Genomic DNA, 23,862 nt, shown 5'->3' on the forward strand with positions numbered 1-23,862 from the left:
GTGGCGGATGCCACTGCTTTTTTTAATTATCCAGTTCACCCATGGATTTAACCTGGTCACGGTTAATCTGCTCGGTTTGACCAGTTTCCGCGTTTTTATAGGACACCAGACCGGTGTCGTCATCCACCTGCGGTTTGCCGTCAGTAATAATGGTGCGGCCATCGGTGGTTTTTACCGCCTGATTAGATGAACACCCTGCTACGGTGAACATTGCAGTGGCAGCCAGAACGGAAGCGATCAGTAGTTTATTTTGCATGGTGTTTTCCCCTGCTCTCAGTTGAATTTCATTATCGACCTAACCATTTTAGGCTAACTGACTGAATGCGGATGGAAAACCAGAAGGTTCTGAAGAGGGGAAGAATGCCCGGCAACCGAACGGTACCGGGCAATTTGTCTTACTTGTTAATCTGGGCGTGCATTTCCTGAACCGAAATCACCTTCTCGGTGGCATCCGCGTTCAGTGCCATGGCTGTTGCGAAACCGCCGTTCAGGGTGGTGTCGTAATGCACTTTGTACTGCAGCGCGCTGCGGCGAATCAGCTTGGAGTCTTCAATCGCCTGGCGGCCCGCAGTGGTATTGATGATGTAGGTGTATTCGCCATTCTTGATGCGATCCTGAATGTGCGGACGACCTTCATGCACCTTGTTCACCAGACGCGGGTTGATTCCCGCTTCACCCAGCACAATCGCCGTACCGTGGGTTGCATCCAGCTCGAAGCCCTGTTTCAGCAGCTTGGCCGCCAGGTCAACCACGCGCTCTTTATCACCTTCGCGAACCGAGAGCAGCGCACGGCCAGATTTCTTCATGGTGGAGTTACTGCCCAGTTGCGCTTTAGCAAACGCTTCTGCAAAGGTGCGGCCCACGCCCATCACTTCCCCGGTAGAGCGCATCTCTGGCCCTAACAGTGGGTCAACGCCCGGGAATTTGTTGAACGGCAGCACCACCTCTTTCACCGAGTAGTACGGCGGGATAATCTCTTTAGTGACGCCCTGTTGTGCCAGCGTCTGGCCAGCCATCACACGCGCCGCCACTTTTGCCAGCGGAATACCGGTCGCTTTAGAGACGAACGGTACGGTACGTGCTGCACGCGGGTTCACTTCAATCAGGTAGACTTCGTTGTCTTTCACGGCGAACTGGACGTTCATCAGACCGCGAACCTGCAGTTCGAAGGCCAGTTTCTGCACCTGCTGACGCATCACGTCCTGAATTTCCTGGCTCAGGGTGTACGCTGGCAGAGAACAGGCGGAGTCACCAGAGTGCACGCCCGCCTGCTCGATGTGCTCCATGATGCCGCCAATCAACACCATTTCGCCGTCGCAGATAGCATCCACATCCACTTCAACCGCATCGTCGAGGAAGCGATCCAAGAGCACCGGCGCATCGTTGGACACGCTGACTGCCGTCTGGAAGTAACGACGCAGGTCAGCTTCGTCGTAGACGATTTCCATTGCGCGGCCGCCCAGCACGTAAGAAGGACGCACCACCAGCGGATAGCCAATCTCTTTCGCCTTCTCAACCGCTTGTTCAATCGCCGTCACGGTGGCGTTTGCCGGCTGTTTCAGCTTCAGACGGTCAACCGCCTGCTGGAAACGCTCGCGGTCTTCTGCACGGTCAATGGCATCCGGGCTGGTACCGATAACCGGCACACCTGCGGCTTCCAGCGCGCGCGCCAGTTTCAGCGGAGTCTGGCCGCCGTACTGCACGATGACGCCTTTCGGCTTCTCGATGCGCACGATTTCCAGCACGTCTTCCAGTGTTACCGGTTCGAAGTAGAGACGGTCGGACGTGTCGTAGTCGGTAGAAACCGTTTCCGGGTTACAGTTGACCATAATGGTCTCGTAACCGTCTTCGCGCAGCGCCAGAGAGGCGTGTACGCAGCAGTAGTCAAACTCGATACCCTGACCGATACGGTTTGGACCACCGCCCAGTACCATAATCTTGTCGCGGTCAACGGACGGATTCGCTTCACACTCGTCTTCATACGTGGAGTACATGTAAGCGGTGTCGGTCGCAAATTCTGCTGCACAGGTATCAACACGTTTGTAGACCGGGTGCAGGTCATACTGGTCACGCAGCTTGCGGATTTCCGCTTCGCGCACGCCGGCCAGTTTTGCCAGACGCGCGTCGGCAAAGCCTTTGCGCTTCAGCATGCGCAGGAAGTCAGCGTCCAGGCCGTTGATGCCCAGGTCCGCCACTTTCTCTTCCAGACGCACCAGCTCTTCAATCTGCACCAGGAACCAGCGGTCGATGTTGGTCAGGTTGAAGACGCCATCGACGGAGAGGCCTGCGCGGAAGGCGTCGGCAATGTACCAGATACGCTCTGCGCCCGCGTCTTTCAGCTCGCGACGGATTTTGGTCAGTGCTTCCGGGTCGTCCAGGCTCACTTTCGGATCGAAGCCGGTCGCCCCCACTTCCAGACCGCGCAGCGCTTTCTGCAGGGATTCCTGCTGCGTGCGGCCAATCGCCATCACTTCACCGACCGATTTCATCTGGGTCGTCAGACGATCGTTCGCACCGGCGAATTTCTCGAAGTTAAAGCGAGGGATCTTGGTCACAACGTAGTCGATGGACGGTTCGAAGGACGCAGGTGTGCGGCCACCGGTAATGTCGTTCATCAGCTCGTCGAGGGTGTAACCGACCGCCAGTTTCGCGGCCACTTTCGCAATCGGGAAGCCGGTAGCTTTAGACGCCAGCGCGGAAGAACGGGACACGCGCGGGTTCATTTCGATAACAATCAGACGGCCAGTTTTCGGGTTCACGGAGAACTGGACGTTAGACCCGCCCGTTTCCACCCCGATTTCACGCAGTACCGCCATCGAGGCGTTACGCATGATTTGGTACTCTTTGTCGGTCAGCGTTTGCGCTGGCGCCACGGTGATGGAGTCGCCGGTGTGGATACCCATTGCATCGAAGTTTTCGATGGAGCAGACGATGATGCAGTTGTCGTTTTTGTCACGCACCACTTCCATCTCATACTCTTTCCAGCCAATCAGCGATTCATCAATCAGCAGCTCTTTGGTTGGGGAGAGATCCAGACCGCGTTCGCAAATCTCTTCGAACTCTTCACGGTTGTAGGCGATACCCCCGCCGGTTCCGCCCATCGTGAAGGACGGACGGATGATGCACGGATAGCCGACTTCAGCCGCCACGGCCAGCGCTTCTTCCATATTGTGTGCAATACCGGAACGCGCGGTGTCGAGGCCAATTTTCTTCATCGCCACGTCAAAGCGACGACGGTCTTCTGCTTTATCAATCGCGTCAGCGGTGGCACCAATCATGGTCACGCCAAACTCTTCCAGCACGCCCTGACGTTCCAGCTCCAGCGCGCAGTTCAGTGCTGTCTGGCCGCCCATGGTCGGCAGAACCGCATCCGGGCGCTCTTTTTCGATAATTTTACGCACCACTTCCCAGTGAATCGGCTCGATGTAGGTTGCATCAGCCATTTCCGGGTCGGTCATGATGGTCGCCGGGTTAGAGTTAACCAGGATAACGCGGTAACCCTCTTCACGCAGGGCTTTACACGCCTGCGCACCGGAGTAGTCGAATTCACAGGCCTGACCGATAACAATCGGGCCAGCGCCAAGGATCAGGATGCTTTTTATGTCTGTACGTTTTGGCATTGTCTTCTCGGCTCCTGATTATTTAGCGGTCTTACGGTATTGCTCGATAAGTTCGATAAAGTGATCGAACAGCGGTGCGGCATCGTGCGGGCCCGGGCTGGCTTCCGGGTGTCCCTGGAAGCTGAACGCTGGCTTATCGGTGCGATGGATACCCTGCAGGGTGCCATCGAACAGGGATTTGTGCGTCACGCGCAGATTAGCCGGCATTGACGCTTCATCTACTGCGAAGCCGTGGTTCTGTGCCGTAATCATCACCGTGTTGTTGTCGATGTCTTTCACCGGGTGGTTACCACCGTGGTGACCGAACTTCATCTTAATGGTGTTCGCCCCACTCGCCAGCGCCAGCAGCTGATGGCCCAGGCAAATACCGAATACCGGAATATCGGTTTCGAGGAAGGACGTGATGGCATTGATAGCGTAATCGCACGGTGCCGGGTCGCCAGGTCCGTTAGAAAGGAAGATGCCATCCGGGTTCATCTTCAGAACCTCTTCAGCGGAAGTTTGCGCAGGTACCACCGTCAGGCGGCAGCCGCGGTCAACCAGCATGCGCAGGATATTGCGCTTGGCACCAAAATCATAGGCCACAACGTGGAATGGCAGCTCGCTCTCTGGCTTCGCTTCCGGCAGGTCGCCTTCCAGCGTCCAGCTCCCCTGCGTCCAGCTATAAGCTTCTGTGGTGGTCACTTCTTTCGCCAGATCCATGCCGTTCAGGCCAGGGAAGGCTTTCGCTTTTTCCAGCGCCAGCGCCGCATCGAGGTTATCCCCTGCGATAATGCAGCCGTTCTGTGCACCCTTCTCGCGCAGCAGACGCGTTAATTTACGGGTATCGATATCGGCAATCGCCACGATGTTATGGCGCTTCAGGTAAGAAGAGAGGTCTTCGGTGTTGCGGAAGTTGCTGGCAATCAGCGGCAGGTCGCGAATGACCAGACCTTGCGCATGAACCTGAGAGGACTCTTCATCAGCAGCATTAGTGCCAACATTGCCGATATGAGGATAAGTAAGAGTAACGATTTGGCGAGAATAGGAAGGATCAGTGAGGATTTCTTGATAACCGGTCATTGAAGTATTGAAAACGACTTCCCCAACCGCCGAACCCGTTGCCCCTATGGCCCGACCGATAAACTGGGTTCCGTCTTCCAGAACCAATAGCGCTGACTTAATCAAAACACCCTCCAGAGAATATTCACTCACTTTATTTGCATATTAATTCACAACCATGTCATAAATCAATGCAAATGTGTTGCCAGCGGATTTTTGGCAAACGGCGGCATTCTGGAGATTTGGTGGGTAAAAGTCAACTTAAAACGGAGATTTTAATTATCCTTTTGCAAGCCTGGCAGCCTGAAAAGATGTTAAGCGGCAAAAAGATCAGGTAAATCACTGCGGAAAACGCTTGCGTGACAACTTTATTAGAATTACCTGTGACGGGGTAATAAAAAGTGGACCAAATGGTCAAAATTTACATACTGGCAACACAAAAAGGAGAGATAACATAAACTTTCTACGACAAAGCTCAAAATATAGAATGAAACTGGAAAAATAAAAGGGCAATAAATTATTGCCCTATGCAATCAAACAATTACGACTGCAATAACCACATCACGATGGGTAATAACTCTTACAAATTGTTAAGATCTAGCACATCTCGCATATCAAAAAGACCGTTATCCTTGCCTTTTAGCCACAAAGCGGAGCGAACAGCGCCATTCGCGAATGTCATGCGGCTGGACGCTTTATGCGTGATCTCAACACGTTCGCCGATATCGGCGAACATCGCGGTATGTTCACCGACGATGTCACCCGCACGAACGGTTGCGAAACCAATCGTCCCCGGGACACGCTCGCCGGTATGACCTTCACGGGTATAAACCGCGCAGTCTTTTAAATCTTTATCCAGTGCATGCGCAATCGCTTCGCCCATTGCCAGCGCCGTGCCGGAGGGTGCATCGACTTTATAGCGGTGGTGAGCTTCGACAATCTCAATGTCGGTATAATCGCCCATCACCTTCGCGGCCTTCTCCAGCAGCTTCAGCATGACGTTTACGCCCACGCTAAAGTTAGCGGCGAAGACAATCGCAATCTCGTTTGACGCATTCTGAATGGCTTGTTTACCGGCTTCATCAAACCCGGTGGTGCCAATGACCATTCCTTTGCCGTGCTGACGGCAAAATGCCAGATGGTTCAGAGTGCCTTCTGGCCGGGTGAAATCAATGAACACATCAAAATCATCTTTGACCGCTTCCAGGCTGCTCTGCACGGTCACACCTGTCTTGCCCGCACCAGCCAGTTCACCGGCATCGGTCCCAAGAAGCGATGAACCGTCACGCTCCAGTGCCGCGCCCAGGGCCACGCCATCCATCTGAAGTGCCGCCTGAATGAGCTGGCGACCCATACGTCCACCCGCGCCCGCAATGGCGACACGGATCTGTGCATCATGCATAGTTATTCTCTTACGTTAAAATGATGTAAACCGTTTTCAGATTAACCAGCCTTTGTCAGGGCTGCCAACTGAAAACACCGATAATTAGAATTTAACGTGAAACAGACTCAAATATCAGTAAAAGACATGATTTTGTCGTCACGATAAAGTTTCAGATAAAAAAAAGGCCAGCACAGGAGGTGCTGGCCTTTCATCAGAAGAAGGATTATTCAACTTCACGGGCGTCGATACGCAGTTCTTTCGGTACTTCGAAGACAATATTCTCTTCGCGTCCTTCCAGCGGTATCGCTTCTCCACCGCCCAGCTCCTGCAGACGAGCAATCACATTCTGCACCAGAATATCCGGTGCGGAAGCGCCCGCCGTCACGCCTACGCAGTTCGCATTCTTGACCCACGCTTCCTGAATGTCCGTCGCGTCGTCGATCAGAAACGCCGCTTTCCCCATCCGCTGAGCCAGTTCGGCCAGACGGTTGGAGTTAGAGGAATTTTTAGAACCCACCACCAGCACCACGTCCGCCTGTTCAGCCAGCGCACGCACCGCTTCCTGACGATTGGTGGTGGCGTAGCAGATATCATCTTTACGCGGCCCGACAATTTTCGGGAAACGCTGGCGCAAAGCGTCGATCACATCAGAGGTATCATCCACGGAAAGCGTGGTCTGCGTCATGAACGACAGACGCGCTTCGTTTTTCACGTTCAGCGTGAGCACATCTTCCGGCGACTCCACCAGGTACATGCCCCCTTCCGGGTTGCTGTACTGCCCCATGGTACCTTCGACCTCCGGATGACCGGCATGACCAATCAGGATCGACTCTTCACCACGACGACTGGCACGCGCCACTTCCATATGTACTTTCGTTACTAACGGGCAAGTGGCGTCAAACACGGTCAGATCGCGACTTTTCGCTTCGTTACGTACCGCCTGGGAGACGCCGTGTGCGGAGAATATCAGGATCGCACCGTCCGGCACTTCGCTGATCTGCTCAATAAAAATGGCACCGCGTTCACGGAGGCTGTCGACCACGTAACGGTTATGCACCACTTCGTGACGCACATAAATCGGCGCGCCGTAAATCTCCAGCGCGTTTTCAACAATGCTGATAGCGCGGTCTACACCGGCGCAGAAGCCGCGCGGGTTAGCCAACAGGATCTGCATTTCAGGCCTCCAGTGCCGGATCAATCTCCAGCACTTCAATATCAAAATGGACGGTGCGCCCGGCAAGCGGATGGTTGAAATCTACGGTGATGGAGTCGCCGTTGATTTCGCGGATCACGCCAGGCATTTCGCTGCCATCCATAGCGGTAAAGAGCATAATCGCCCCGATTTCCGGCTCGCCCGCATCCATAAACTCACGACGCGAGAAGTACTGGATTAGATCCGGGCTTGGCACGCCAAACGCCGCATCCGGCTCCAGCGAAAACGCCTTCTTCTCGCCCTCTTTCAGACCCAGAAGTTGTTGCTCCAGACCTTCGGATAATGACGTGTCGCCAAGACGAAACAGGGCGGGTTTGCCGTTATTGCGGGTGGATTCAGCCGTTGAGCCATCATCCAGTTTCAGCGTGAAGTGCACGAGAACCGCGCTGTTGCTTTGTACGGATTTAGACATGCAAATTGCTCGCTTGTTTTGGGTCACCTGTTGCCCGGTGGCGCTGCGCTTACCGGGCCTACGGGAGGCCACAAATTCTGTAGGCCGGGTAAGCGCAGCGCCACCCGGCATTTACAATTAAGCCTGCTCTTTTGCGGCGGGTTTCGGCAAGAAACCTTCCAGCACGATTAACGCCGCACCGATACAAATTGCGCTATCGGCGAGGTTAAAGGTCGCAAAGTGCCAGTCGCCGACGTAGAAGTCGATCATATCGACCACAAAGCCGTGCCACAGGCGATCAAACAGGTTGCCTAACGCGCCGCCAATGATCAGCGCGTAGGCGATGTTATTCAGCTTTTGCGTCGCTTTCGAACGGTACATCAGCACCGCCAGCACCACACAGATACCGATAGCAATACCCGCGAAGAACCAGCGCTGCCAGCCACCGCTGTCAGCAAGGAAACTAAACGCCGCGCCGTAGTTACGCGCATAGTGCAGGTTCAGCGACGGGAACAGCGGAACCGTATCCCCCAGAGCAAAGTTCTGGAGGATCAGGTATTTGCTGCCCAGATCGATAATCAGCACCACCACAACCAGCCACAGCCAGCGCAGTCCTGTTGAACAGAGAGTTTTACTCATCAGGCAAACTTACGTTTCTCGCCGTCACCGGCGACGTTGCTCACACAGCGTCCGCAGATGTCTGCGTGTTCCGCCACCTGGCCGACATCGGTGGTGTAGTGCCAGCAACGCGGGCACTTTTCACCGTCGGCTTTGCTCAGTGCGACTTTCAGTCCTTTGAGCAGTTCGCTCTGCTGAGCATCAGCAGAAGCATCGGCATAATCCGCAACTTTCGCACCGGAGGTCAACAGGACAAATCGTAATTCATCGCCCAGTGCAGTCAGTTTGGCTGCCAGCTCAGGTTCTGCGTACAGGGTCACTGCCGCTTCCAGAGAGCCACCCACTTTCTTGTCAGCACGCGCCTGTTCGATGACCTTGTTCACTTCGCCACGCACTTTCAGCAGTTCGTCCCAGAACGCATCGTTCATTGCTTCAGTACTGGAGAGATCGAACAGACCTTCGTACCACTCACCGGTGAAGACATACTTCTCACGGTCACCAGGCAGGTAGCCCCAGATTTCATCCGCGGTGAAGGACATGATCGGTGCCATCCAGCGAACCAGCGCTTCTGCGATATGATACAGCGCAGTCTGGCAGCTACGACGCGCCACGCTGTCCGCTTTCGCGGTGTACTGGCGGTCTTTGATAATGTCGAGGTAGAACGAGCCCATCTCGATGGAGCAGAAGCGCATCAGGCGCTGCACCACTTCGTGGAAATCGTAGGATTCGTAGGCGTTAACGATGTCTTCCTGCGCCGCTTTTGCGCAGCCAACAGCCCAGCGATCGAGCACCACCATCTCTTCCGGTTTCACCATGTCTTTTGCCGGATCAAAACCATTCAGGTTCGCCAGCAGGAAGCGCGCGGTGTTACGGATACGACGATAGCTGTCGGCGGCACGTTTCAGGATCTCATCAGACACCGCCATTTCGCCGGTGTAGTCGGTAGACGCCACCCACAGACGCAGAATGTCTGCACCCAGTTTGTTCATCACATCCTGCGGAGAAACGGTGTTACCGATGGACTTGGACATCTTACGGCCCTGACCATCCACGGTGAAACCGTGAGTCAGTACCTGGCGGTAAGGGGCCTTGCCTTTCATGGCGGTGGAGATCATCAGAGATGACATGAACCAGCCACGGTGTTGGTCAGAGCCTTCCAGATACATATCGGCAGCGTGACCGGCAAACTCAGGACGCACGTCAACCACGGAAGCGTGGGTGGAACCGGAGTCGAACCACACGTCCAGGGTATCAGGGACTTTTTCATAGTTATCCGCGTCAGCGCCCAGGATATCGCGGGCGTCGAGATCCCACCACGCCTGAATGCCGTCAACTTCGACGCGCTTCGCCACTTCTTCCATCAGTTCCAGGGTGTTCGGATGCAGTTCATGCGTCTCTTTATGCACGAACAGCGACATCGGCACGCCCCAGGTACGCTGACGGGAGATACACCAGTCAGGACGGTTAGCCACCATGGATTCGATACGCGCCTGGCCCCAGTCCGGGATCCACTGCACGCCTTTGATCTCTTTCAGGGACTGCTCGCGCAGGCCTTTCTGATCCATGCTGACGAACCACTGTGGGGTCGCACGGAAGATGATCGGCGTCTTGTGACGCCAGCAGCATGGGTAGCTGTGCTGCATTTTCTCAACGTGCAGCAGTGCGCCGCGCTCACGCAGCATCTCCACGATAATGTCGTTCGCTTTGAAGACGTTGATCCCGTCCAGTGACGGGTAAGTGCCAGGCAGGTAAGCACCATCCGGGCCAACCGGGTTCGCGATTTCCAGACCGTATTTCAGGCTGATGTTATAGTCGTCAGGACCGTGGCCACCTGCGGTGTGCACCGCACCGGTACCCGCTTCCAGCGTGACGTGGTCGCCCAGGATCGCCGGGACATCGAAGTCCAGGAACGGATGTTTAAAGCGCATCAGCTCCAGCGCGTCACCTTTTACGGTGCCCAGCACGGTGTAGTCGGTGATGTTCGCGCGTTTCAGCACGCTTTCAACCAAATCTTTCGCCAGGATCAGCGCCTGACCGTCAACCTGCACCAGCGCGTATTCAAACTCACCAGACAGGGAGATCGCACGGTTAGCAGGCAGCGTCCATGGGGTAGTAGTCCAGATAACCAGCGAGATCGGGCCGTTTACAGAGGTGACGCCAAATTTGGCTTTCACCGCGTCCTGATCAACCGCGTGGAACGCCACGTCGATAGACGGAGAGGTTTTGTCGTAATACTCAACTTCCGCTTCTGCCAGGGCAGAACGACAGTCTACGCACCAGTGCACCGGCTTTGCACCTTTATGCAGGTGGCCATTGCCGATGATTTTACCCAGCGCACGGATGATGTTGGCTTCGGTTTTGAAGTCCATGGTCAGGTACGGGTGCGACCAGTCGCCCAGTACGCCCAGACGAATAAAGTCTGCGCGCTGACCGTCAACCTGAGTAGCCGCATATTCACGGCATTTCGCACGGAATTCCGCCGCGGTGAATTTCTCACCCGGCTTGCCAAATTCCTGCTCAACTTTCAGTTCGATTGGCAGGCCGTGGCAGTCCCAACCCGGAACGTAAGGTGAGTCATATCCCGCGAGTCCTTTGGACTTCACGATAATGTCTTTCAGAATCTTGTTTACAGAGTGACCAATATGAATGCTGCCATTCGCATATGGAGGGCCATCATGCAGAATGAAGGTCTTTTTGCCTTTTTTGGCTGCACGAATGATGCCGTACAGGTCATCATCGGTCCAACGCGCCAGCATTCCCGGTTCGCGCTTGGCGAGATCGCCGCGCATCGGGAACCCTGTTTCCGGCAAATTCAGGGTTGATTTATAGTCACTCATCAGATTCTCGGTTCCGTATTTATCACGTAGGCATTTAAGCCGGGTTCAAAGCCCAAAAAACTCGCGGGCCGTTAATTCATCTCGCGCGATTTGCGCCTTTAGTTCATCCAGCGAGGCAAATCGCTGCTCATTGCGTATTTTTTTACGCAGTATGACATCTATATGGCGACCGTAGAGGTCCATTACAACGTCCAGCAGATGCACTTCCAGCTGCTGCCGCACACCGGCGACCGTGGGACGTGTGCCAATGTTGGCGACGCCATAAAAAGGCTTGTCGCCCAGTCCAGCCACTTCTACCGCATATACCCCTTTAACCGGGGAGACCTGACGACGCAGCGGTATATTCGCCGTCGGGAAACCTATAGTGCGGCCCAGCGCATCGCCATGAACCACACGACCAGAAATGGTAAACGGATGCCCCAGCAGGTTTTCTGCGGTCTCCAGCTCATCATTCGCCAGTGCCTGGCGAACCGCTGTACTGCTGACGCGAACGCCGCCTTCGCAAAATGTCATCGCGCTGGTGACGTCAAAACCGTACTCCAGGCCAGCCTTCTGTAATAGCAAGAAATCGCCCTGACGACCAGCGCCAAAGCGGAAATCATCACCCACGGCGAGAAACTGCACGCCAAGGCGCTTAACCAACAGGTCGCTGACGAAATTTTGTGCTGTCAGTGCGGCAAAGCGACGATCAAAACGGACACACAATACGTAGTCCACACCGGACTCTGCCAGATAGCGCAACTTCTCGCGCAGGCGAGTAAGGCGGGCGGGTGATTTCTCCCCTGCAAACAGCTCCAGCGGCTGCGGCTCGAAAATCATCACTACCACGGGCAGGCCACGGGCCTCCCCTTCTTTACGCAATCCCTGCAACAGCGCCTGATGCCCACGATGCACGCCGTCGAAATTACCAATGGTCAGCACGCACCCGTGTGGGGCTTTGCTGAGATTATGTATGCCGCGTATCAGCTTCATGTCTGGCTCAAAACAGTGAAAATCGCCAAAGTATACCTTGTAGAGCGGTTAAGGTTAACCGGCGATTGTTCGCGCAAAACAGAAAGCCGTAATGATTTCATCAGGCTGACCTTTCACAGCGAAAAAATCTGTCCGTGAACTGCGATTTTTATGCCGAAAAGCTGTATTCACGCGAGACAAGCTGGTAGAATCCTGCGCCATCACTACGTAACGTAGCGTCGCTAATTAACGGCGCTTATTTGCACAAATCCATTGACAAAAGAAGGCAAAGAGGGCATATTCCTCGGCCTTTGAATTGTCCACATAGATCATATTTGGGAGTTGGACTTGGCTAATATCAAATCAGCTAAGAAACGTGCCGTTCAGTCTGAAAAGGCTCGTAAGCACAACGCAAGCCGTCGCTCTATGATGCGTACTTTCATCAAGAAAGTATACGCAGCAATCGAAGCTGGCGACAAAGCTGCAGCGCAGAACGCATTTAACGAAATGCAACCAATCGTGGATCGTCAGGCTGCTAAAGGTCTGATCCACAAAAACAAAGCAGCGCGTCATAAAGCAAACCTGACCGCGCAGATCAACAAACTGGCTTAATCGCCGCTTGTTGTTGCTTGTTTAAAGAACCCGCTTAACGCGGGTTTTTTTATGCCTTCAGTTTGCCGGTGGCGTAAACAGCGACGAGTAGTCGCGGTTACAGATACGCTGCACCGCCGGATGCTGAATCATCCTTTCGGCAAATATCGCGTGGTACTCCTCCATCACGTTATCCACCCTGCCAATCTCCGTAATCCTGTTATCCGAATAGAGATCGTGCATATAGAGCGTCGGCGCGACAAAGATAGCGTTGTGTGCTTCACCAAAGGCTTTCATCAGCGCAGCATCATCGAACTCACCGAGGATCTCTACGTTCAGCCCCTGAGAGTTAAACCAGTTCTGCAACTTACGCCCCAGCATGGAACGCCTTCCCGGCACCAGCAAACGGCGTTCTTCCAGGCAGGCAGGGAACGGTTTTTCCGGGGGCGGGTTGATGCACCAGAAGCTTACCCCACATTCGCCGATTTTGACCGAGAACAGCCCTTCCTGCTGCGTGGAGTCAATGGGGCAGTCCGAGATAATCATATCCAGCTTATGCTGGCTCAACTGCTCCAGCAGCATCTCATGGGTGGACTCAAAACAGCGCAGATGAATTTGTTCGTCTTCAACCACCGCCGCATCCAGCACGCCGCTCACCAGCCGTTTTGAGAGTGCATCCGCCACGCCCACATCAAACAGCAAATTAGACTCTTTGCGGTAGTTGACGATGTCCAGCATCTCCTGGCTCAGGGTAAACATCTTGTCCGCATAGCGAAAGACCAGTTCGCCCAGTTCGCTTGGCTCTATCCCACGCCCTTTACGCTTGAACAGCTTGCCCTGCAGGCGTTCTTCCAGGGCCTTGATTTGCCCGGTGATCGTTTGTGGCGTCAGAAAAAGTGCTTCTGCCGCTCCCACAACCGAGCCTTGTTTGTAAACATGCCAGAAGTAGTAAAGATGGTTGTAATTCAAATGAGACATCGCGTCTGCTCTCCCTGAGTGTGTATCGGGAGAAGGATTACCTTCTCCCGGTTTTCCGTTATGCCTGGACGGCCTGTCCGGACAATTTCACCTTCAACAAGGTATAACCAATAACCGCGGCCAGCAGTGAACCGATAAGAATGCCGAGTTTTGCCCAGACAATCAGCTCAGGCGCGTTTGCGCCAAACGCCAGCGTCGAGATAAAGATCGACATGGTAAATCCAATCCCGCAGAGCACGCCGACCGCCATAATCTGACCAAATGTGGTGCCGTTCGGCAACGACGCCAGCTTAAGCTTCAGCGCCAGCCAGCAGAACAGGCTAATCCCCAGCGGTTTACCAATAAACAGCCCGGCAATAATGCCCAGCGGCAGGACAGACGTCAGACCGTCCAGCGTAACGCCTCCCAGGGAAACGCCTGCGTTGGCAAACGCAAACAGCGGCAGGATCATAAAGGCGACCCACGGATGCAGCACATGCTCCAGCTGTTTGGCCGGTGATTTACCCTCCTGCGGCTTAAGCGGTACGAAGAAACCGACGATGACCCCTGCCAGCGTGGCATGCACGCCGGATTTCAACACGGCCGTCCACAGCACCATCCCCACCAGGATATAAATCCCGATGCGACGTACATTGAAAATGTTTAACAACGCCAGTACTGCAATCGCCGCTGCGGCCACGCTCAACGACAGAATTGACAGCTCGCTGGTGTAGAACAGCGCGATGATAACGATCGCCCCCAGGTCATCGATGATGGCCAGCGCCATCAGGAAGATTTTCAGTGCAACCGGAACACGGCTTCCAAGCAAGGCTAAAACACCGAGCGCAAACGCGATATCCGTTGCGGCCGGGATCGCCCAGCCGTCACGTGCAACGGGATCCTGCCAGGCAAACGCAAGGAAGAGCAGCGCCGGAACGACCATCCCGCCAATGGCGGCGATCACCGGAAACGCTGCGCGCTGGCGGCTGGCCAGCGAGCCCAGCACCAGCTCACGCTTCACCTCAAGTCCTACCAACAGGAAAAACACCGCCATCAATGCATCGTTGATCCACAGCAGCATGTTTTTGTTGATTTCCAGCGCGCCGACCTTCAGTTCGACGGGCGTTTCCAGAAACGCATGATAGAACTCACGTGTGATGCCCAGGTTAGCCAGCAACATCGCTGCCGCAGCGGCGATAATCAGGATCACTCCCCCTGACGCTTCACTGCTAAAAAAACGGTGTAATAATTTCACTTAAGCTCTCTCTTTAAGCAAGATACCTCGATAAAACCATAATACCAAGCCTAACAACTCGGCAAAAACAGATTAATATTGAGTATAAATTCAGTTTTACCGAACAATACCTTTAAAAAAGAAAAAAGCCCGGAATCGCTTCCGGGCTTTGTCAGGATGAAGAGTGGCTAACGGATCAGCGAGTCAAATCATCGAAGAATTTTTTGACGCCATCGAAGAAGCTTTTGGAACGTGGACTGTTTTTCTCACCCGTCGGGCCGCCAAAGCTTTCCTGCAACTCTTTCAGCAACTGTTTCTGCTTGTCGTTCAGGCCAACCGGCGTTTCAACCACCACGCGGCACAGCAGATCGCCCTGCGCCCCACCACGAACGGATTTCACGCCTTTACCGCGCATGCGGAACAGCTTACCGGTTTGGGTTTCGCCTGGAATTTTCAGGTTCACGCGACCATCAAGTGTAGGCACTTCAATTTCGCCACCGAGCGCCGCCATGGCAAAGTTGATCGGTACTTCACAGTAGAGGTTGTTGCCTTCACGCTCAAAGATAGCGTGCTGTTTCACCTGCACCTGAACGTACAGATCGCCTGCTGGTGCGCCATGCTCACCTGCTTCGCCTTCTCCTGCCAGACGGATGCGGTCACCCGTATCCACGCCAGCCGGGATTTTAACGGACAGGGTTTTGGTTTTCTCAACGCGACCGTGGCCGTGGCATTTGGTGCAAGGATCTTTAATCAGCGTCCCGCGACCATGACAGTGCGGACACGCCTGCTGTACGGCGAAGAAGCCCTGACGCATCTGCACCTGACCGGAACCGTGACAGGTTGGACAGGTTTGTGGCTGCGTGCCCGCTTTCGCGCCGCTGCCATGGCAAACGTCACACTCTTCCAGCGTCGGGATACGGATCTCTTTGGTGACACCGCGAACGGCCTCTTCCAGCGTCAACTCCATGTTGTAGCGCAGATCGGCACCACGCGCTGCGCGCTGACGACCGCGGCCACCACCAAAGATATCGCCGAACACATCGCCAAAGATATCGCTGAAATCAGCGCCGCCGCCAAAGCCGCCGCCACCGAATCCACCACCACCCATGCCGCCCTGTTCAAAGGCTGCGTGACCATACTGGTCATAGGCCGCACGTTTTTGTGCATCGGTCAGGACTTCGTAGGCTTCTTTGATCTCTTTAAATTTAGCTTCAGCCTCTTTGTCACCCTGGTTGCGATCCGGGTGGAATTTCATGGCCAGGCGCTTATACGCCTTTTTGATTTCACGCTCTTCCGCAGTTTTCGGAACGCCTAAAATCTCGTAATAGTCTTGCTTTGCCATTGGTTTTTTTAAGCCCCTTAACATGCGAGCACGGGCGTGGAGAGTTCTCCTACGCCCGTGCCGATTAATTACCCTGCATCAGGGCGATTATTTTTTGTCTTTAACTTCTTCGAACTCAGCGTCGACAACGTCGTCGTCTTTCGCGTTGTTCGCTGAAGCGTCAGCGCCTGCCTGCTGCTGGGCATGCTGCTGCTGAGCGATTTCCATCAGCTTCTGAGAAGCCTGTGCCAGCTCCTGCATCTTCGCTTCGATATCCGCTTTGTCTTCGCCTTTCAGAGACGTTTCCAGCGCGCTCAGTGCAGCTTCGATAGCAGTTTTGTCTTCCGCTGGCAGTTTATCGCCTGCTTCTTCAACCTGCTTACGGGTGCTGTGCAGCAGATGGTCGCCCTGGTTACGGGTCTGAACCAGCTCTTCGAACTTACGGTCAGATTCCGCGTTGGCTTCTGCTTCGCGAACCATTTTCTGGATCTCTTCTTCGTTCAGACCGGAAGAGGCCTTGATGGTGATCTTCTGCTCTTTACCGCTGTTTTTGTCTTTCGCGGAAACATGCAGAATACCGTCAGCATCGATATCGAAGGTCACTTCGATCTGCGGCATGCCGCGTGGTGCCGGGTTGATACCATCCAGGTTGAACTGACCCAGAGATTTGTTATCAGATGCACGCTTACGCTCACCCTGCAGCACATGGATGGTTACCGCAGACTGGTTGTCTTCAGCAGTAGAGAACACCTGGCTGTGCTTGGTCGGGATGGTGGTGTTTTTGCTGATCAGCGCCGTCATCACACCACCCATGGTCTCGATACCCAGAGAGAGCGGGGTTACGTCCAGCAGCAGAACGTCTTTAACATCACCGGTCAACACGCCGCCCTGAACCGCAGCACCAATTGCCACTGCTTCGTCCGGGTTAACGTCTTTACGTGGTTCTTTACCAAAGAATTCAGCCACTTTCTTCTGAACCATTGGCATACGAGTCTGGCCACCAACGAGGATAACGTCGTTGATATCAGACACGGACAGGCCAGCATCCTGCAGTGCAACTTTCAGTGGCTCGATAGAACGGTTCACCAGGTCTTCTACCAGGCTTTCCAGTTTCGCACGGGTCACTTTGATGTTCATGTGTTTAGGACCGGTCGCATCTGCAGTGATGTACGGCAGGTTAACGTCGGTCTGCTGAGCGGAAGAGAGTTCGATCTTCGCTTTCTCAGCGGCTTCTTTCAGGCGCTGCATGGCCAGCGGGTCGTTACGCAGGTCAATGCCCTGATCTTTCTTAAACTCGTCAACGAGGTAGTTGATCAGACGCGTATCGAAGTCTTCACCCCCCAGGTGCGTATCACCGTTGGTTGCCAGAACTTCAAAGGTTTTTTCGCCGTCAACTTCGTCGATTTCGATAATAGAGATATCGAAGGTACCACCACCGAGGTCGTAAACCGCGATAGTACGGTTGCCAACTTCTTTATCCAGACCGTAAGCCAGAGCAGCAGCGGTTGGTTCGTTGATGATACGTTTTACTTCCAGACCTGCGATACGGCCAGCATCTTTGGTTGCCTGACGCTGAGCATCGTTGAAGTATGCAGGAACGGTGATAACAGCTTCAGTTACCGGCTCACCCAGGTAATCTTCTGCGGTTTTCTTCATTTTTTTCAGCACTTCAGCAGAGATCTGAGGTGGTGCTGTTTTGGTGCCTTTCACATCAAGCCATGCATCGCCGTTATCAGCTGCGATGATTTTGTAAGGCATGATAGAAACGTCACGCTGAACTTCTTCGTCCTGGAAGCGGCGGCCGATCAGGCGTTTAATCGCAAACAGGGTGTTTTGCGGGTTTGTCACTGCCTGACGTTTAGCCGGCTGACCAACCAGAGTTTCACCATCCTGGGTATAGGCAATGATAGAAGGCGTGGTGCGATCGCCCTCGGCGTTCTCCAGCACGCGTGCAGTAGTGCCATCCATAATCGCTACACAAGAGTTGGTAGTACCCAGGTCGATACCAATAATTTTACCCATCTAAACGTCTCCACTAAAAATTCAGTCAACATGTGGTTGTGTACCTGTAATAAGGGCAAAACGTGCTTTTTCAACTGCCCAGATTTGATTTTTTTCAGGTCCACACACTGCGGTTGCTTACAAGATGGGGTCACCAGCGCATCCATCAAGGGGGAAGGATAAAAAAAATTTTAATTTCACCCTGATGAGATCATAGACGGCATCGTTTGCGCCCATTATGATGCCGCGCCCCGTCAGGGAGAACTGTCGCGGGTTTAACCATTTCACCATATCAATGATGATTTTTTTGAGGACTTATGGGCAACACTAAGTTGGCTAATCCGGCTCCGCTGGGCCTGATGGGTTTTGGCATGACCACCATCCTGCTGAACCTGCATAACATCGGGATGTTCCCGTTGGATGGCATTATCCTGGCGATGGGCATTTTTTACGGCGGTATCGCGCAAATCTTCGCGGGCCTGCTGGAATATAAGAAAGGCAACACCTTCGGCTTAACGGCCTTTACCTCTTACGGTTCTTTCTGGCTGACCCTGGTCGCCATTCTGCTGATGCCTAAAATGGGTCTGGCTGATGCGGCAAACGCCCACTTCCTGGGCGTGTATCTGGGCCTCTGGGGCGTCTTCACCCTGTTCATGTTCTTCGGCACCCTTAAGGGCAACCGCGTACTGCAGTTCGTCTTCCTGAGCCTGACCGTGCTGTTCGCCCTGCTGGCGCTTGGTCACCTGGTTGATAACGAAGGCATCGTTCACGTAGCAGGCTGGATTGGCCTGGTTTGCGGCGCAAGCGCAATCTACCTGGCAATGGGCGAAGTGCTGAACGAGCAGTTTGACCGCACCATTCTACCGATTGGTGAAAAACACTGATCCCTCTGTCGTGCCTGCCTCGCGGGCACGACTTCTCCCCGATTGACGTAGCCAAATTCCCAATACCAGCCCCATCAGCGACAACGCCAGCACGTACCAGGCAGGTGCCATCGGTGACACGCCCATCAACACCGTAACCGCAATCGGCGTCAGTCCACCGAAGATGGCATACGAAACGTTGTAGGAGAATGAGATCCCGGTGAAGCGTACCTCTGGCGGGAATGCGCGTACCATCACGTAAGGCACTGCCCCCACCACACCGACGCACAGCCCTACCACGCCGTACAGAAGGAACAATTGTTCAGGATGACTGCCTGCAAGATGGTAAAACGCCCAGCTTGAGCCCGCCAGTAACAGACTGCCGACGATAAAGGTGACGCTGGCGCCGAACCGATCTGCAGCCAGCCCGGCGGCCAGACAGCCGAAGCAGAGCATAATGGTGGCGATACTGTTCGCCTGTAAGGTCACCGCCGGGGAAAAGCCGTACTGCTTTTGCAGCCAGACCGGCGACATCAAAATCACCACCACAATGCCTGCCGAGAGCAACCAGGTAAGCAGCATCGACACCACCACCGCTTTTTTATGACGCACCACGACAGCTTTTACCGGCAACTCCTGCGCCAGCGCTTTGCGCTGCTGCATTTCGAGGAAAATCGGTGTCTCCTGCAGCCAACGGCGCAGGTACATGGCCACCAGACCAAACGCCCCGCCCAGCAGGAACGGTAGACGCCAGCCCCAGTCATGCACGGCCTGTTGTGTCATGCTGGTATTCACAATTGTCGCGACCACGGAACCGAGCAAAATGCCCACCGTTAACCCCGCGGTTAAGGTTCCGCAGGCGATACCAATACGGCGCGCCGGAACATGCTCCGCGACAAACACCCACGCCCCCGGCACCTCACCGCCGATGGCCGCCCCCTGAAGAATACGCATCAGCAGCAGCAATAACGGGGCGAGAATGCCCATCGAGGCGTAGGTTGGCAGCAGACCAATCGCCAGCGTCGGCACAGCCATCAGCAGGATACTGAGGGTAAACATCTTCTTACGCCCGACCAGATCGCCAAAGTGCGCCATCACAATCCCACCAAGAGGGCGCGCCAGATACCCGGCAGCAAAAATACCGAAGGTTTGCACCTGACGCAGCCATTCCGGGATATCCGCCGGGAAGAACAACTCCCCCACCACGGCGGCGAAGAAGACAAAGATGATGAAGTCGTAAAACTCCAGCGCGCCGCCCAGGGCCGCGAGCGTGAGGGTTTTGTAGTCCTGTCGATTCAGAGGTCGGGTGTTATGTGACATAGCGAACCATTGAGCGTGTGTTGTGGATTTATTTTTACAGCTAACGTAAAGAAAAAATTACTATACCGTAAAACGTTTAGCACACCATCGCCGCTTCAGCTAATGTCACATTTTTATTATTTTCAGGAGATTGTTTCGCGACGTGCGCTTTTAGGACGAAATGCTGCTACGACTTTGTCATCGGTTTCCACGTACGGCCCGTCAAGCAGTTGTATACAATACGGTACACTTGCAAAGATCCCGTGGACGATCACGCTGCCATCATCCGCTTTTAGCCCTTCGAGCGTCTCTTTAATCGACTTAGGTTGCCCTGGCAGATTCAGGATTAGCGCCTGCTTGCGAATGACCCCCACCTGACGGGAGAGGATCGCTGTTGGAACAAAGTGCAGGCTGATCTGGCGCATCTGTTCACCGAAGCCCGGCATTTCGCGGTCAGCTATAGCAAGCGTAGCATCTGGCGTCACATCACGACGTGCAGGACCGGTTCCGCCGGTCGTCAGCACCAGGTGGCAGCTCATCTCATCCACCAGCTCACACAACGTCTGCTCGATGATCGGCTGTTCATCCGGGATCAGGCGGGTCTGGATTTCAAACGGGGTGGTCAGCGCGCTGCCCAACCACTCTTCAAGAGCAGGGATGCCTTTATCCTGATAGACACCGCTTGAGGCGCGGTCAGAAATCGACACTAAGCCGATGCGTAAGGTATTCATATCCATTCCATTCAATAAGTACTGATTAAAGGGAATGATACACGCAGAGGGGAAATTCAGACAGAGTACGAAAGAAGTCGCGTGACCGGGAGCCCGGTCACGCAGAATGATTACAGCAGATCGCCGATCATTTTTTCCAGTTTTTCCTGGTCGATAGCAAACTTACGGATACCGTCTGCCAGTTTGTCTACCGCCATCGGATCCTGGTTGTGCTGCCACAGGAACTCGGATTCGGTGATACGCTCTGGACGCGCTTTCACTTCACCGGTGTAAGACAGTTTACGCTCGATGGTACCTTCGCTTTCAGCCAGCTCTTTCAGCAGCGCTGGTGCGATGGTCAGGCGGTCACAGCCAGCCAGCTCGATGATTTCACCCACGTTACGGAAGCTTGCGCCCATAACAACGGTTTCATAGCCGTGCTGTTTGTAGTATTCGTAGATTTCAGTCACGGAAATCACGCCCGGATCTTCAGATGCAGCGTACTCTTTCTTGTCGGTATTGGCTTTGTACCAGTCCAGAATACGGCCCACGAACGGAGAAATCAGGTATACGCCCGCTTCCGCACATGCACGCGCCTGCGCGAAGGAGAACAGCAGCGTCAGGTTACAGTTGATCCCGTCTTTTTCCAGCTGTTCAGCCGCGCGAATACCCTGCCAGGTAGAAGCCAGTTTGATCAGGATACGGTCGTTGCTGATACCCGCATCGTTATACATTTTGATCAGACGTTTTGCTTTCGCGATAGACGCTTCGGTGTCGTAGGAGAGACGCGCATCCACTTCGGTAGAGATACGGCCAGGAACCAGTTTAAGGATCTCCAGACCGATGTTCACTGCCAGTTTATCAGTGGCATCCACAACCTGCTGCGCGCGGTCGTTGCTCTGTGCTTTCGCCCAGGTCACAGCGTCGTCAATCAGTTTGCGATACTCAGGGATCTGTGCGGCGTTAAGGATCAGAGAAGGGTTAGTTGTGGCATCCTGCGGCTGGTACAGCTTCATTGCCGCGATATCTCCGGTGTCAGCTACGACAGTGGTGAACTGACGAAGGGAGGTCAATTTATCCGTCATGATAGTGTTTCTCTTTTAACGTGCCCTGGATAATTCACGCTACCGACAGCATGTCTGCAGCGGAAAAATGACAGGTTTACTTGTTAGGGGGATGTAACCGGTCTGCCCTGATGATAACACGACGGAGGGGTAGCGCAACCGCAGACAGTGCGCTTCACCATTGTATGATAAACTCGAAATATTAACAGGCAGCTAAGTAACAGCACGCTCAATATGTGGTAGCGCTTACATAATTGCCCTGGCATCAACAAGAGGGACGTTAATGCCTGATTTCTTTTTCTTTATTAACGAAGTTCTCTGGGGTTCGATCATGATTTACCTGCTTCTCGGAGCAGGTATTTGGTTTACGCTTCGCAGCGGTTTTATCCAGTTTCGTTATATCCGCAAATTTGGCAGAAGTCTGAAAAACAGCGTCACACCGCAACCGGGTGGATTAACGTCTTTCCAGGCACTGTGTACCAGCCTCGCGGCACGTCTTGGCAGCGGTAATCTGGCGGGGGTCGCGCTGGCTATCAGCGCCGGCGGACCGGGCGCGGTTTTCTGGATGTGGATTACGGCAATTATCGGCATGGCAACGTCGTTTGCCGAATGTTCTCTCGCTCAACTCTACAAAGAAAAAGACAACAACGGCCAGTTTCGCGGCGGCCCGGCCTGGTACATGGCTCGAGGCTTAGGGATGCGCTGGATGGGCGTGCTGTTCTCGCTATTCTTGCTTGTCGCCTATGGTCTGATTTTCAACACCGTTCAGGCAAATTCTGTCGCCCATGCCCTCCGCTATGCCTTTGCCTGTCCGGAATGGTTAACCGGCGTGGTGTTAGCCCTCTGCATACTGCTGACTATCTCTACCGGACTCAAGGGCACTGCCCGTCTGATGCAATGGCTGGTTCCCGTCATGGCGCTGCTCTGGGTTGCGGCCAGCCTGCTGGTCGCTGCGCTGCATATCGACCAGGTGCCGGATGTGATTGCGACCATCTTCAGAAGCGCCTTTGGCTGGCGTGAAGCCGCTTCGGGCGCGCTGGGCTATACCTTTAGCCAGGCGCTGATGGCGGGTTTTCAGCGCGGCATGTTCTCTAATGAAGCCGGAATGGGATCTACGCCAAATGCCGCCGCGGCGGCTGCGTCGTGGCCTCCTCACCCGGCCGCGCAAGGGATTGTGCAGATGATTGGCGTCTTTACGGACACGATTATTATCTGTTCCGCCAGCGCCATGATCCTGCTGCTGGCCGGCCCGGTACCGCACTCATCGGAAGCCGCCGGGATACAGCTTCTTCAGCAGGCGCTGATGAACCTTACCGGTGGCTGGGGGGCCGGATTTGTCTCGCTCATTCTGATGCTGTTCGCCTTCAGCTCGATGGTCGTCAATTACCTTTACGCCGAAAACAACCTCATTTTCCTGAAGTTCAACACCCGTCCTGTGCGCAACCTGCTACGTCTGGGGATGATATTAATGGTAATAGCGGGTTCTTTGCTCAGCATGCCGCTGGTCTGGCAGCTGGCGGACGTGATTATGGCGTTGATGGCTATCACTAACCTGACGGCGATTTTGCTGCTCTCTCCTGTTGTGAACCTTATCGCCGGAGATTATCTACGCCAGCGCAAACTGGGTATCCCCCCCGTCTTTGATGCCGCGCGCTATCCCGAAATCAAGTCGCAGATTGCGCCCGGCGCCTGGGATGATTTGCCACGGCAATAACAGCTATCGATCAATTCAGGGCGATTTTTTGCTAAAGTCGCTCTAAATTTCCT

At 54.3% G+C, this 23,862-nt stretch carries 19 protein-coding genes and 1 pseudogene; 3 read left to right on the forward strand and 17 right to left on the reverse strand.

Annotated elements, in window-relative coordinates:
• Positions 1-22: 22 nt before the first annotated feature.
• The 10 genes and pseudogenes from NQ842_RS20640 to NQ842_RS20685 form a co-directional block, all read right to left on the reverse strand.
• Positions 23-256: a YgdI/YgdR family lipoprotein gene (locus NQ842_RS20640; RefSeq protein WP_013095533.1), complete on the reverse strand. Its 234-nt coding sequence runs from the start codon at positions 254-256 to the stop codon at positions 23-25.
• 139 nt (positions 257-395) lie between these two features.
• Positions 396-3,620, reverse strand: a complete 3,225-nt coding sequence (carB, locus tag NQ842_RS20645; protein ID WP_014830610.1) for a carbamoyl-phosphate synthase large subunit — start codon at positions 3,618-3,620, stop codon at positions 396-398.
• Between the two features lie 18 nt (positions 3,621-3,638).
• Positions 3,639-4,787, reverse strand: a complete 1,149-nt coding sequence (carA, locus tag NQ842_RS20650; RefSeq protein ID WP_047360427.1) for a glutamine-hydrolyzing carbamoyl-phosphate synthase small subunit — start codon at positions 4,785-4,787, stop codon at positions 3,639-3,641.
• A 454-nt stretch (positions 4,788-5,241) separates the two neighbouring features.
• Positions 5,242-6,063 carry a 4-hydroxy-tetrahydrodipicolinate reductase gene (dapB, locus tag NQ842_RS20655; RefSeq protein WP_118283613.1) on the reverse strand — a complete coding sequence of 274 codons (822 nt, stop codon included), beginning with the start codon at positions 6,061-6,063 and terminating at the stop codon, positions 5,242-5,244.
• A 205-nt stretch (positions 6,064-6,268) separates the two neighbouring features.
• Entirely contained in the window at positions 6,269-7,219 is a 951-nt protein-coding gene (gene ispH, locus NQ842_RS20660) for a 4-hydroxy-3-methylbut-2-enyl diphosphate reductase (RefSeq protein WP_014830607.1), read from the reverse strand.
• 1 nt (position 7,220) lies between these two features.
• Positions 7,221-7,670 (reverse strand): FKBP-type peptidyl-prolyl cis-trans isomerase, encoded by a 450-nt coding sequence (gene fkpB / locus NQ842_RS20665; RefSeq protein ID WP_023345412.1) that lies wholly within the window; start codon positions 7,668-7,670, stop codon positions 7,221-7,223.
• A gap of 117 nt (positions 7,671-7,787) precedes the next feature.
• Positions 7,788-8,288: a signal peptidase II gene (gene lspA / locus NQ842_RS20670; RefSeq protein WP_047360289.1), complete on the reverse strand. Its 501-nt coding sequence runs from the start codon at positions 8,286-8,288 to the stop codon at positions 7,788-7,790.
• Positions 8,288-11,104 (reverse strand): isoleucine--tRNA ligase, encoded by a 2,817-nt coding sequence (gene ileS / locus NQ842_RS20675; protein WP_014830604.1) that lies wholly within the window; start codon positions 11,102-11,104, stop codon positions 8,288-8,290. The genes lspA and ileS overlap by 1 nt, the downstream gene beginning before the upstream one ends.
• Positions 11,105-11,149: 45 nt before the next feature.
• Positions 11,150-12,076 carry a bifunctional riboflavin kinase/FAD synthetase gene (gene ribF / locus NQ842_RS20680; RefSeq protein WP_046889353.1) on the reverse strand — a complete coding sequence of 309 codons (927 nt, stop codon included), beginning with the start codon at positions 12,074-12,076 and terminating at the stop codon, positions 11,150-11,152.
• A 7-nt stretch (positions 12,077-12,083) separates the two neighbouring features.
• A pseudogene (locus NQ842_RS20685) lies at positions 12,084-12,302 on the reverse strand (DUF2575 domain-containing protein).
• Between the two features lie 101 nt (positions 12,303-12,403).
• Here NQ842_RS20685 and rpsT point away from each other — a divergent pair.
• A complete protein-coding gene (gene rpsT, locus NQ842_RS20690) occupies positions 12,404-12,667 on the forward strand; it encodes a 30S ribosomal protein S20 (RefSeq protein ID WP_003856458.1) in 264 nt (87 codons plus the stop codon).
• A gap of 57 nt (positions 12,668-12,724) precedes the next feature.
• Here rpsT and nhaR read toward each other — a convergent pair whose 3' ends face one another.
• The 4 genes from nhaR to dnaK all read right to left on the reverse strand — a co-directional run bounded on the left by nhaR (position 12,725) and on the right by dnaK (position 18,180).
• A complete protein-coding gene (gene nhaR / locus NQ842_RS20695) occupies positions 12,725-13,624 on the reverse strand; it encodes a transcriptional activator NhaR (RefSeq protein ID WP_014830602.1) in 900 nt (299 codons plus the stop codon).
• 58 nt (positions 13,625-13,682) lie between these two features.
• On the reverse strand, positions 13,683-14,858 hold the full coding sequence (gene nhaA, locus NQ842_RS20700; protein ID WP_014830601.1) for a Na+/H+ antiporter NhaA: 1,176 nt from the start codon (positions 14,856-14,858) through the stop codon (positions 13,683-13,685).
• A gap of 175 nt (positions 14,859-15,033) precedes the next feature.
• Positions 15,034-16,179 carry a molecular chaperone DnaJ gene (gene dnaJ / locus NQ842_RS20705; protein ID WP_014830600.1) on the reverse strand — a complete coding sequence of 382 codons (1,146 nt, stop codon included), beginning with the start codon at positions 16,177-16,179 and terminating at the stop codon, positions 15,034-15,036.
• 87 nt (positions 16,180-16,266) lie between these two features.
• A complete protein-coding gene (dnaK, locus tag NQ842_RS20710; protein WP_013095521.1) occupies positions 16,267-18,180 on the reverse strand; it encodes a molecular chaperone DnaK in 1,914 nt (637 codons plus the stop codon).
• A gap of 296 nt (positions 18,181-18,476) precedes the next feature.
• Between dnaK and satP the strand changes: the two genes are divergently transcribed.
• A complete protein-coding gene (satP, locus tag NQ842_RS20715; RefSeq protein ID WP_153907967.1) occupies positions 18,477-19,043 on the forward strand; it encodes an acetate uptake transporter in 567 nt (188 codons plus the stop codon).
• On the opposite strand, the gene NQ842_RS20720 is transcribed toward satP, so the two are convergent.
• The 3 genes from NQ842_RS20720 to tal all read right to left on the reverse strand — a co-directional run bounded on the left by NQ842_RS20720 (position 19,020) and on the right by tal (position 22,116).
• Positions 19,020-20,342, reverse strand: a complete 1,323-nt coding sequence (locus NQ842_RS20720) for an MFS transporter (protein WP_257256270.1) — start codon at positions 20,340-20,342, stop codon at positions 19,020-19,022. The genes satP and NQ842_RS20720 overlap by 24 nt on opposite strands.
• A 122-nt stretch (positions 20,343-20,464) precedes the next feature.
• On the reverse strand, positions 20,465-21,052 hold the full coding sequence (gene mog, locus NQ842_RS20725; protein ID WP_013095516.1) for a molybdopterin adenylyltransferase: 588 nt from the start codon (positions 21,050-21,052) through the stop codon (positions 20,465-20,467).
• Positions 21,053-21,162: 110 nt separating this feature from the next.
• Positions 21,163-22,116, reverse strand: coding sequence for a transaldolase (tal, locus tag NQ842_RS20730; RefSeq protein WP_013095515.1), 954 nt, complete (start codon positions 22,114-22,116; stop codon positions 21,163-21,165).
• 262 nt (positions 22,117-22,378) lie between these two features.
• Between tal and NQ842_RS20735 the strand changes: the two genes are divergently transcribed.
• On the forward strand, positions 22,379-23,809 hold the full coding sequence (locus tag NQ842_RS20735) for a sodium:alanine symporter family protein (protein WP_047360288.1): 1,431 nt from the start codon (positions 22,379-22,381) through the stop codon (positions 23,807-23,809).
• The last annotated feature ends 53 nt before the right edge of the window (positions 23,810-23,862 follow it).

The sequence above is a fragment of the Enterobacter cloacae complex sp. R_G8 genome (genome assembly GCF_024599795.1).
GTDB lineage: Bacteria > Pseudomonadota > Gammaproteobacteria > Enterobacterales > Enterobacteriaceae > Enterobacter > Enterobacter dissolvens.

Bases quoted from the DNA above. Each gene is read 5' to 3' on its own strand.
- ileS (WP_014830604.1), bottom strand. From the start codon at position 11,104: ATGAGTGACTATAAATCAACCCTGAATTTGCCGGAAACAGGGTTCCCG.
- mog (WP_013095516.1), bottom strand. From the start codon at position 21,052: ATGAATACCTTACGCATCGGCTTAGTGTCGATTTCTGACCGCGCCTCA.
- NQ842_RS20735 (WP_047360288.1), top strand. From the start codon at position 22,379: ATGCCTGATTTCTTTTTCTTTATTAACGAAGTTCTCTGGGGTTCGATC.
- dapB (WP_118283613.1), bottom strand. From the start codon at position 6,063: ATGCATGATGCACAGATCCGTGTCGCCATTGCGGGCGCGGGTGGACGT.
- satP (WP_153907967.1), top strand. From the start codon at position 18,477: ATGGGCAACACTAAGTTGGCTAATCCGGCTCCGCTGGGCCTGATGGGT.
- nhaR (WP_014830602.1), bottom strand. From the start codon at position 13,624: ATGTCTCATTTGAATTACAACCATCTTTACTACTTCTGGCATGTTTAC.
- fkpB (WP_023345412.1), bottom strand. From the start codon at position 7,670: ATGTCTAAATCCGTACAAAGCAACAGCGCGGTTCTCGTGCACTTCACG.
- NQ842_RS20720 (WP_257256270.1), bottom strand. From the start codon at position 20,342: ATGTCACATAACACCCGACCTCTGAATCGACAGGACTACAAAACCCTC.
- tal (WP_013095515.1), bottom strand. From the start codon at position 22,116: ATGACGGATAAATTGACCTCCCTTCGTCAGTTCACCACTGTCGTAGCT.
- ribF (WP_046889353.1), bottom strand. From the start codon at position 12,076: ATGAAGCTGATACGCGGCATACATAATCTCAGCAAAGCCCCACACGGG.
- NQ842_RS20640 (WP_013095533.1), bottom strand. From the start codon at position 256: ATGCAAAATAAACTACTGATCGCTTCCGTTCTGGCTGCCACTGCAATG.
- carB (WP_014830610.1), bottom strand. From the start codon at position 3,620: ATGCCAAAACGTACAGACATAAAAAGCATCCTGATCCTTGGCGCTGGC.
- dnaJ (WP_014830600.1), bottom strand. From the start codon at position 16,179: ATGGCAAAGCAAGACTATTACGAGATTTTAGGCGTTCCGAAAACTGCG.
- ispH (WP_014830607.1), bottom strand. From the start codon at position 7,219: ATGCAGATCCTGTTGGCTAACCCGCGCGGCTTCTGCGCCGGTGTAGAC.
- dnaK (WP_013095521.1), bottom strand. From the start codon at position 18,180: ATGGGTAAAATTATTGGTATCGACCTGGGTACTACCAACTCTTGTGTA.
- lspA (WP_047360289.1), bottom strand. From the start codon at position 8,288: ATGAGTAAAACTCTCTGTTCAACAGGACTGCGCTGGCTGTGGCTGGTT.